Here is a 1,001-nt window from a genome sequence, read left to right on the forward strand (position 1 = left end):
GGATGTGTTTCAATGTATTTTTGAATGTATTTTCGAAACAAACCTAAGTTTGTCATATTTCGACCATTTACGTTTAATGATTTGTCGATGTTATTCGCCATATTAAACTTATCAATATCCAATTTTTTCTTATCAATATAACTCGATACAAACTGAATACGTTTAAACGATTCCAATTCTTCATTCGTAACAAACCGAACGGTAGCACCTTTTATTAAAACGTGTCGTTTGATTCGTCTTCCGTCGGAATTAATCATACCGCGCCAATTTCTAAAACTGTCTGAAATTAAGCTATAAGTTGGAATAGTGGAGGTAGTGTTATCAAAATTTCTGACTTTAACCGTTGCTAAATTAATTTCTTCAACTTCGCCATCAGCGCCGAATTTATCGACAGTTATCCAATCGCCAATGCGAACCATATCGTTTACTGTAACTTGAATACTGGCAACAAAACCTAATATTGTATCTCTAAAAACTAAAATAATTAACGCTGAAATGGAACCAAATGCGGTTAATAAAGCACTTTTTTTAGTATCAAAAAGCAATAAGATAATTGATAATAAGGCATAAATCCACAATACAATCATTATAACTTGAATGTAACTATCTATGGGCTTATCGTTATATTTAGGTAATGTTTTTAAATAATCTTTTAAGGAATTAAAGACACTTCGAACAATAAAAAGTGATAAAATAATGATGAAAATTTTAACGCTTTTGCCAAATAAATTTTCCCAATACACAAAATCATCTAAAACAATTGGTATTTTTATACTTATATAATATAATGGTACTAAATGAGCAATATATTTAGCGGTTTTGTTGGCTACTAAAAAATCGTCAAATGTAGATTTTGTGTAGGTTGCCACAATAGCCAAACCAATTATTAATATTTTTTTTGCCAAATAATCAATAGCATAAGCCAAAACCATTAATACCAATAAATTAACGAACAAATTTCCGTATAAGGTAAAATCTGCACCGAAATCAAGCTTTTTTAA

Annotated in this window: 1 protein-coding gene; it reads right to left on the bottom strand. The window is 29.5% G+C overall.

Going from position 1 to position 1,001, the window contains the following annotated elements:
* On the bottom strand, positions 1–1,001 hold a 1,001-nt coding region (locus ABWO04_RS12130; RefSeq protein WP_502903999.1), incomplete at both ends, for a mechanosensitive ion channel family protein.

Origin of the sequence: Flavobacterium sp. (assembly GCF_040382755.1) — a bacterium.
In the GTDB taxonomy this organism is placed as follows: domain Bacteria; phylum Bacteroidota; class Bacteroidia; order Flavobacteriales; family Flavobacteriaceae; genus Flavobacterium.